Raw genomic sequence first — 8,084 nt, 5'->3', positions numbered from 1 at the left:
TCCCGCTCCGACCATCCCCGCCCGAGCCGCCACCGGCCGCGCCCCGGCCTCCCTGCCCGGCCGCGCCCCGTTCACCGGCCGCCGCCCGGTCCCGCGGACCCGGCCGCTCCGGGGCCACCGGCCGCGCCCCGGCCCCCGTACCCGGCTTCCCCGCCCCGCTCATAGGCGGCGAGCGCCTCGCGCGCCGCCCGCCGGGCGCTCTCCGCCAGCTCCGTGGGCGCCACGATCCGGCCGTCCTGCCCCAGCCGCAGCGCCAGCCGCCGCAGCGAGGACGGGGACGGCGTCCGCAGGGTGATCCGCAGACCCCCGTCCGGCAGATCCTCCGCGCTGTCATGGGGGTAGTACTCCGCCACCCAGCGCCCGGCCGGCCCGACCTCCACCATCACCTCGGGATCATCCGCGGAGGGCTGCACCAGCCCCTCCGACAGATCCCTCAGCTCGATCTCCGGCGGCGCCGAAGGGGCGTCCAGCAGTCGGATCTCAGCCACCCGGTCCAGCCGGAAGGTGCGACGCGCCTCCGTCAGACGGCACCAGCCCTCCATATAGGTGTGCCCCACGGCGAACAGCCGGATCGGGTCGACCTCGCGCTCGGTCAGCTCATCGCGCGCGGGCGAGTAATAGCGCAGCCACAGCCGCCGCCGCTCCGAGATCGCCCGGTCCACATCGGCGAAGACACCGCCCTCGGACTCGAAGGTCACCGAAAGCCGCGAGGAGGCGCCGGCCGCCTCGCCCGCCGCCGTCTCCAGTTTGGCGGTGGCCCGCAGCAGCGCCTCCCGGTCGCCCTCGCGCAGTCCGGGCAGGGTGGCCACCGCCCGCGCCGCCACCAGCAGCGCCGTCGCCTCGTCGGCCGCGAGCCTCAGCGGCTCGGCGACGTCGTCGGGGTTGTGCCACCAGATCCGGTCGCCGTCGGTGTCGATGTCGAGCAGATCGCCGCCGCGGAAACTGGTCCCGCACATCGGCAGCACATCGAGATCGGAGATCAGCTCGTCCTCGCTGATCCCGAACGCGCGGGCGACATCGCCCACACGCGCGCCGGGGCGCTCCCGCAGATAGGTCACCAGCGACAGCATCCGCCGGGTCTGGTCAATGGCATTGGCGGCCATGGTCGTACGAGCTCCCCTCAGCCCTGGGCCACGGCACGGAGCCGGTCCATGACATCGGCCCGCAGATCCGCGGGCTCCATGACGACGACGTCCGGGCCGAACTCCACGAGCCAGGCGTCCAGTCCGTGCCCGTACGGAATCTCCAGCTCGTCCCAGCCGCCGTCCAGTTCCCGCACCGACCGCGCCCTGGCGCGCAGCGGATAGCCGCAGCCGCCGCGCAGTCTGATCAGCGCCGTACGGGTCGCGGTCTCGCCCGCCCAGCTCTCCACGGTCTCCCGGACGGTGACGACGTCGGGCACGGGGGCGGTGAAGGAACCCGCGCGGGAGCGGACCCTTCCGGTGATCCGGGAGAGCCGGAAGACCCGCTCGGCCCCCCGGTCGCGGTCCCAGCCCGCCAGATACCAGTGGCCGCGCCAGCACTCCAGGGTCCAGGGCTCGACCTGGCGCTGCTCGGGGCGGGCCGCGGTCGCCTTGCGGTAGTCGAAGATCACCGGCCTGCGGTCCCGACAGGCCAGCATCAAGGGCTCGAAGGCCGCCTCATGCACCGGAATACGCGGCTCCAGGGCGCTCTGGGTGTCATACGCGTCCTCCGCCTCCGGCATCCCGGCCGCGCGCAGCTTCTGGAGCGCGCCACTGGCCGCTCCCGCGAGCCGGGCCTGCTGCCAGACCTTCGCGGCGAGCCCCAGAGCGGCGGCCTCCTCCGCGTCCAGCGTGATGGGAGGCAGCCGGTTGCTGTCCCGGCGGGCGAGATAACCCGTCTCACCGTCGAGATTCTCCACCGTCTCGATGACCAGACCGAGCTCGCGCAGATCATCCTTGTCGCGCTCGAACATCCGGTTGAACGCGTCGTCCGAAGCCGCCTCCAGATAGGCCTCGATGGACCCCCGCAGCTCCCGTTTGCTGAGCGGACGCCGCGTTCCCAGCAGGCACAGCGCCAGATTCATCAGCCGCTCGGCCTTGGCAATGGCCACCGTCGCCCCGCACCTCTTCTGCTTGAGTCGCTTCCGCCCTGATGACCGTACCGCCCCGGGGTGTCGTGACAAAAGCCGAGGCCCATGCTCCACAGGAGCATGGGCCTCAGGCCGCTTCCGACGGCGACCGTGCGCGGCCCCCGGACGGGCCCGCGCCGGTCATGCCGGACGGGCCCGCGGGGCGCCGGGACGGAGGGGTCCCGAAAAGGATCAGACGGCGATCAGGTCCACGACGAAGATCAGCGTCTCGCCGGGCTTGATCCGGGCGCCCGCACCGCGGTCGCCGTACGCGAGGTGCGCGGGAATGGTGAGACGGCGGCGACCGCCGACCTTCATGCCCTGCACACCCTTGTCCCAGCCGGCGATGACCCGGCCGGCGCCGAGCGGGAACTTGAACGTCTCACCGCGGTTCCAGGACGCGTCGAACTCCTCACCCGTGGAGAAGGAGACACCCACATAGTGGACGGTGACGAGGTCGCCCGCCTTGGCGACCACGCCGTCACCCTCCCAGATGTCCCTGATCTCCAGGTCCGCCGGCGGCTCGCCCTCGGGGAAGTCGATCTCGGGCTTCTCGATGCTCACTGAAGCACTCCTCATAAAGATGTACGGGCAACCGGAACAGTTTTACATCTCCGACGGCCGCCGGCCGTCCCTGTTCACCAGACGCGGACTGCCGTGTCCGGCAGGACCGGCCCGGCCGCGCCGGCTCAGCCCTTCGTCAGCAGATCCACCACGAAGACCAGCGTCGAGTTCTTCGGGATGCCGTTCTGCTCCTTGTCGCCGAACGCCTGGTCCGGCGGCATGACCAGCAGCACCCGGCTGCCGGCCTTCTTGCCGATCAGCCCGTTCTTGAGCCCCTCGACCGTGACCTGACCCAGCGGCCAGCTCACCGTGGAGTCCGACTTGTAGGTGCTGTCGAACTGCTTGCCGTCCTTCCAGATGTACGCCTGGTACTTCACGACGGCCGTGTCCTTGTCGGTCAGGACAGGACCCGTGCCCTCCAGGACATAGTTGGAGACGAGCTTCTTCGGCGCGGCCGACTCGGGGATCTTGACCGAGGGAGCCTTGCCGTCCGTGTTGACGCCCACCTTCGGCAGATCGCCGTCGTCCTGCGCCACCTCGGCGCCCTTGGCGGAGACCGGAACCGAGGTGCCCTTCACGATGTCCATGACGAACACCAGCGTCGCATTCGCCTTGATGTCGCCCTGGCCCTGAGCGCCATAGCCCAGGTCCGGCGGGATCGACACCTCCAGACGGCTGCCGACCTTCTGCCCCTTCAGAGCCTCCTGCCAGCCCTGGATGACACCCTGGCCGCCGATCGCCACATCGAAGGGCTGACCCCGGTCGAAGCTGTTGTCGAAGGGCTTCTTCTCATCCCACTCCTGGCCGAGATAGTTCACCTTGGCCTGGTCGCCCTTCTTCAGGACCGCACCCTTGCCCTCGCTGATGACCTCGACCTTCAGCTTCTTCGGCGGGTCCCCCTCACCCTTCGCCAGGGTCGGCTTCTCGCCGAACTTGGCCCCCTCGGTGATGGCGGGCAGGCCGCCCTGGGACGAGATGGAATCGGAGCCCTTGTCCTTGTCGTCCTCGGTGCCGCACGCCGCTGTCGACAGCAGCAGTACGGGGACGACAAGAAGGCCGGCGAATCGGCGCACGTGTTCCTCAGATCTCAGACGTCAGGTTAGGTCCTCGACACTCTAGGACGTGCCGAGGGCCCCGCACGAGAACGTACGGGGCCCGGGTGACGTTCCAGCCGATCGACGCGCACATCCGTACGGCGCCGAAACGCCCGTCCGGCAGCCGTCCGCTACATGCCCGCGATCAGCTTCTCCACCCGATCGTCGACCGAACGGAACGGGTCCTTGCACAGCACCGTCCGCTGCGCCTGGTCATTGAGCTTCAAATGCACCCAGTCGACCGTGAAGTCCCGCCGCTGCTCCTGCGCCCGGCGGATGAAGTCACCGCGCAGCCGCGCCCTGGTGGTCTGCGGAGGCACCGACTTGCCCTCGAAGATCTTCAGATCGTTGCAGATCCGCGCGGCCTGACCCCGGCGCTCCAGCAGGTAGTACAGCCCCCGCCGGCGATGGATGTCGTGGTACGCGAGATCTATCTGGGCGACCCTCGGATGCGACATGGTCATGTTGTTCTTCGCCCGGTACCGCTCGATGAGCTTGTACTTCATGACCCAGTCGATCTCGGTACCGATCCGGTCCAGATCCTCCGCCTCGATCGCGTCCAGCGTCCGGCCCCACAGTTCGAGCACCTGCTCGACGGTGCCCGTACGGATGCCGCGCCGGTCGACGAAGTCGACCGCCTTCTCGTAGTACTCCCGCTGGACCTCCAGGGCCGAAGCCTCACGCCCGCTGGCCAGACGCACCTTGCGCTGACCGGTGATGTCATGGCTGACCTCGCGGATGGCCCGGATCGGATTCTCCAGGGTCAGATCCCGCATCACCGTGCCGGCCTCGATCATCCGCAGCACCAGATCCGTCGCGCCGACCTTCAGCAGCATCGTCGTCTCGGACATGTTCGAGTCGCCGACGATGACATGCAGACGGCGGTAACGCTCCGCATCGGCGTGCGGCTCGTCCCGGGTGTTGATGATGGGACGCGACCGGGTGGTCGCCGAACTGACCCCCTCCCAGATGTGCTCGGCGCGCTGACTGACGCAGTAGACCGCGCCACGCGGGGTCTGGAGCACCTTGCCCGCGCCACAGAGCAGCTGACGGGTCACCAGGAAGGGAATGAGGATGTCCGCGAGCCGCGAGAACTCCCCATGACGGGCCACGAGATAGTTCTCATGACAGCCGTAGGAGTTTCCCGCCGAATCGGTGTTGTTCTTGAAGAGATAGACGTCGCCCGCGATTCCCTCCTCGTGCAGGCGGCGTTCGGCGTCGACGAGGAGACCTTCGAGAATCCGCTCTCCGGCCTTGTCATGAGTGACCAGCTCGGTCACGTTGTCGCATTCCGGTGTCGCGTACTCCGGATGCGAGCCCACGTCGAGGTAGAGGCGGGCGCCGTTCCGCAGGAAGACATTGCTGCTGCGGCCCCATGAGACAACTCGGCGGAAGAGGTAGCGCGCCACTTCGTCAGGTGACAGTCGGCGCTGTCCCCTGAAAGTGCACGTGACGCCGTACTCGTTCTCCAGCCCGAAAATGCGGCGGTCCATGTCTGAACATTACGCCTCAGGACCTGAGCTGAAACCGGGTTCGGCAGCACCATTGCGATCATTTTCGGCTGATCGCGCCGGAGCGCCGGGAACCGAGCCCGCGACGCCCTGACTGCGCCCGGGCACGGCGAGCACCCGCTGAGTCGCCATCAGAACGGCCAGCGCGGCGATTCCGCCCGCCCCGGCGACCGCGAAGCTCCAGGACGTCGACCCCAGTTCCACCGCCGGACCCGCCACAGCGGTCCCCGCCGCCGCGCCGACGCCGAAGGTCGTCACCAGCCAGGAGAACGCCTCGGTCACCGTGCCGCTGGGCGCGTGCCGGTCCACCACGATGAACGCGCACGCTATCGACGGGGCCAGAAAGACCCCGGAGAGCGCGGAGAGCGCCGTCATCGCCGCGACCCCGGGAGTGAGCGCCAGCGGCAGATACCCGAGCGCGAGCAGGGCGACCAGCACCCGCAGCCGCCGCTCGGGCGCGCCCGACCACTGACGCGCGCCGTAGACCCCGCCGCCCACCAGGGCGCCGAAACTCAGCGCCGCCAGCAGCAGGCCGTAGACCGACTCCCGGCCGTGATCGTCCGCGTACGCGACCCCGGCGACGGTGATGGACCCCAGCGCCAGCCCGATGAAGAAGAACGAGCCGAGCAGGGCCAGCAGCCCCGGCGAGCGCAGCGCGCCCAGCCAGTGCGCGTCCCGGGGAGCCGACCGCCAGGCCCGGGACGGCTTGGAGAGCACGACGGTCAGCGCGCCGAACACCCCGATGACATTGATCACCAGCAGCGCCGCCCCGGCGGACCAGAGCGAGACGAACAGGGTGATCAGCAGCGGGCCGACCGTGAACATGATCTCCTGGGCGACCGCGTCGACGGCGTACGCCCGGTGCACCCGGTCCTCGCGCCCCAGCACACTGGGCCACAGCGCCCGCAGACCGCCTTCGAGGGGCGGGGTGAAGAGCCCCGCCAGCGCGACCGCCGCGTACGCCAGGGGCAGCGACCCGATCCCCACCGCGGCCAGCATCGCCATCCCGAGCCCCGAGAGAACGGCGGCCGGCAGCTGGACCCGGAGCTGGCCGTGCAGATCGACCGCGCGCCCCAGCAGGGGCTGGCCTATCGCGGTGGCGATGCCGTAGACCGCGGCGAGCCCGCCCGCGAGGCTGTAGCTGCCGCCCTCGGCCCTGGTGAACAGCACCAGCGCGACCGGACCGGTGGCATGGGGCAGCCGCCCCACGAGCGTCCCCATGAGCAGCCGCGCGGCATACGGAGCCCTGAGGATGTCGGCGTAGCCGCCCCCGCCTGTGGCCATGTCCCGCCCCTCTCCCCCCGGCCCGGCCGAGGTGTTACGTATAACTTCGCGGGTCATACGTACCATGTCCGCAGTCCGCGGGTCCACAGCGCCACCACGCCCCGGACACCGGAAACGGACCCGGACCCGGAATCCGGACCCAGACAGAGAAACCGGGCCTGGACACAGAAACCGGGCCCAGACACGGAAACCGGCCGGCGCGACGGCGGAGGACGGCACCCACATGACACACGGACCACGGGAGACGACCCCCCGCACCCCCCCGGACGACCGGCCCCGCGCCTACCCGACCGGCGACACCCCCCGCCCCACCAGCCGGGACGTCGCCCGCGCCGCCGGAGTCTCCCAGGCCACCGTCTCACTCGTCCTGGGCGACAAATGGCGCGGCCGGGTCTCCCAGCGCACCGCCGACACCGTCCGCGACACCGCCCGCTCACTCGGCTACCGCCCCAACCTCGCCGCCCGCAATCTCCGGCTCGGACGCACCAGAACCGCCCTCCTCGTCGTCCCCGCCCTCACCAACGAGTTCTTCGCCCGCGTCCACACCGGCGCCGCCGCCGTCGCCGACCGCCACGGCTTCGGCGTCGTCGTCTACCCCTCACCCGACGGCACCGGCACCGCCAGAGACCCGTTCGCCTCCGCCCCCGCCGCCCTCGACGGCGTCATCGCCTCCTCCATGACGGCCGGAGCCCTCACCGCCCTCCGCGGCACCGACCTCCCCCTGGTGATGCTCGACAGCGACCCCGCCGACCCCGAAGCCGCCGCCCATGTCAACCTCGCCATCGGCGACGGCATCCGCCAGATCGCGGACCATCTCCTCGGCCTCGGCCACCGCCGCTACCTCCACCTCGCCTCCGCCATCGACACCTGGACCTTCGGCGTACGCGCCCGCTCACTGGCCGCCGCACTCGACGCCACCCCCGGCACGACCGCCCACACCCTCCGCGTCCCCCTCGACGTGAACGCCGCCCGCGAAGCCGCCCAGCAGGCACTCACCGGACCCGGCCCCCGCCCCACCGCCATCGTCTGCGACGGCGACGCCCTGGCCGCCGGAGCGTGCAAAGCCGCACGGAGACTCGGGCTGCGCGTCCCCGACGACGTCTCCATCACCGGCTTCGACGACCTCGCGCTCGCCACCGCCCTCGAACCGGAGCTGACCACCGTGCGCCTCCCCGCCGAACAGGTCGGCGAACGCGGCATGCACGCGCTGCTCGCCCTCCTCGAAGGCCGCACCCCCACGGAGGGCGACCTCCCCGTCGAGCTGGTGGTACGCGAGTCGACCGGCCCCGCGCCCGCCGGCTGACGGACAACCCGCCCGCACCGGGCCCACCGGCCCCGCCCCGGGACCACACAGGACCGCTCGGGACCGCCCGGGATCGCGTAGGACCACACGGGACCGCGCAGGACCACGCAGAACCCAGCAGCACCGCCCGAGATCGCCCTTGAGCCCCCCGGTCCCGTCATGGAACGATCCCGATCATGACGGAAACGGCGGAGACCCCGATCGACGCTGCCCTGCTCGGCACGGTCCGCACCACC

7 protein-coding genes are annotated in these 8,084 nt (G+C 70.7%); 1 reads left to right on the top strand and 6 read right to left on the bottom strand.

Annotated elements, in window-relative coordinates:
* Window positions 1–71 precede the first annotated feature (71 nt).
* From FF041_RS04955 to FF041_RS04930, 6 genes are all read right to left on the bottom strand, one after another.
* Window positions 72–1,103, bottom strand: coding sequence for a helix-turn-helix transcriptional regulator (locus FF041_RS04955; protein ID WP_153521190.1), 1,032 nt, complete (start codon window positions 1,101–1,103; stop codon window positions 72–74).
* Between the two features lie 17 nt (window positions 1,104–1,120).
* Window positions 1,121–2,074: a helix-turn-helix transcriptional regulator gene (locus tag FF041_RS04950; RefSeq protein ID WP_323371800.1), complete on the bottom strand. Its 954-nt coding sequence runs from the start codon at window positions 2,072–2,074 to the stop codon at window positions 1,121–1,123.
* Window positions 2,075–2,284: 210 nt separating this feature from the next.
* Complete coding sequence (locus tag FF041_RS04945) at window positions 2,285–2,656, bottom strand: FKBP-type peptidyl-prolyl cis-trans isomerase (RefSeq protein ID WP_323391245.1); 372 nt, start codon at window positions 2,654–2,656, stop codon at window positions 2,285–2,287.
* A 125-nt stretch (window positions 2,657–2,781) separates the two neighbouring features.
* Window positions 2,782–3,729 carry an FKBP-type peptidyl-prolyl cis-trans isomerase gene (locus FF041_RS04940; RefSeq protein WP_323391243.1) on the bottom strand — a complete coding sequence of 316 codons (948 nt, stop codon included), beginning with the start codon at window positions 3,727–3,729 and terminating at the stop codon, window positions 2,782–2,784.
* 152 nt (window positions 3,730–3,881) lie between these two features.
* Window positions 3,882–5,243: a Pup--protein ligase gene (pafA, locus tag FF041_RS04935; protein ID WP_153521187.1), complete on the bottom strand. Its 1,362-nt coding sequence runs from the start codon at window positions 5,241–5,243 to the stop codon at window positions 3,882–3,884.
* Between the two features lie 9 nt (window positions 5,244–5,252).
* A complete protein-coding gene (locus tag FF041_RS04930; RefSeq protein ID WP_153521186.1) occupies window positions 5,253–6,545 on the bottom strand; it encodes an MFS transporter in 1,293 nt (430 codons plus the stop codon).
* 223 nt (window positions 6,546–6,768) lie between these two features.
* On the opposite strand from FF041_RS04930, the gene FF041_RS04925 reads away from it, so the two are divergent.
* Window positions 6,769–7,848: a LacI family DNA-binding transcriptional regulator gene (locus FF041_RS04925; RefSeq protein ID WP_153521185.1), complete on the top strand. Its 1,080-nt coding sequence runs from the start codon at window positions 6,769–6,771 to the stop codon at window positions 7,846–7,848.
* The last annotated feature ends 236 nt before the right edge of the window (window positions 7,849–8,084 follow it).

The sequence above is a fragment of the Streptomyces jumonjinensis genome (assembly GCF_009600885.1).
Classification (GTDB): domain Bacteria; phylum Actinomycetota; class Actinomycetes; order Streptomycetales; family Streptomycetaceae; genus Streptomyces; species Streptomyces jumonjinensis.
The sequence above is the reverse complement of the archived record's forward strand: the minus strand, read 5'-3'. Positions and strand labels throughout refer to the sequence as shown.

Excerpts from the sequence above, each read along its gene's own strand:
- FF041_RS04955 (WP_153521190.1), bottom strand. The coding sequence starts at position 1,103 with ATGGCCGCCAATGCCATTGACCAGACCCGGCGGATGCTGTCGCTGGTG.
- pafA (WP_153521187.1), bottom strand. The coding sequence starts at position 5,243 with ATGGACCGCCGCATTTTCGGGCTGGAGAACGAGTACGGCGTCACGTGC.
- FF041_RS04930 (WP_153521186.1), bottom strand. The coding sequence starts at position 6,545 with ATGGCCACAGGCGGGGGCGGCTACGCCGACATCCTCAGGGCTCCGTAT.
- FF041_RS04925 (WP_153521185.1), top strand. The coding sequence starts at position 6,769 with ATGACACACGGACCACGGGAGACGACCCCCCGCACCCCCCCGGACGAC.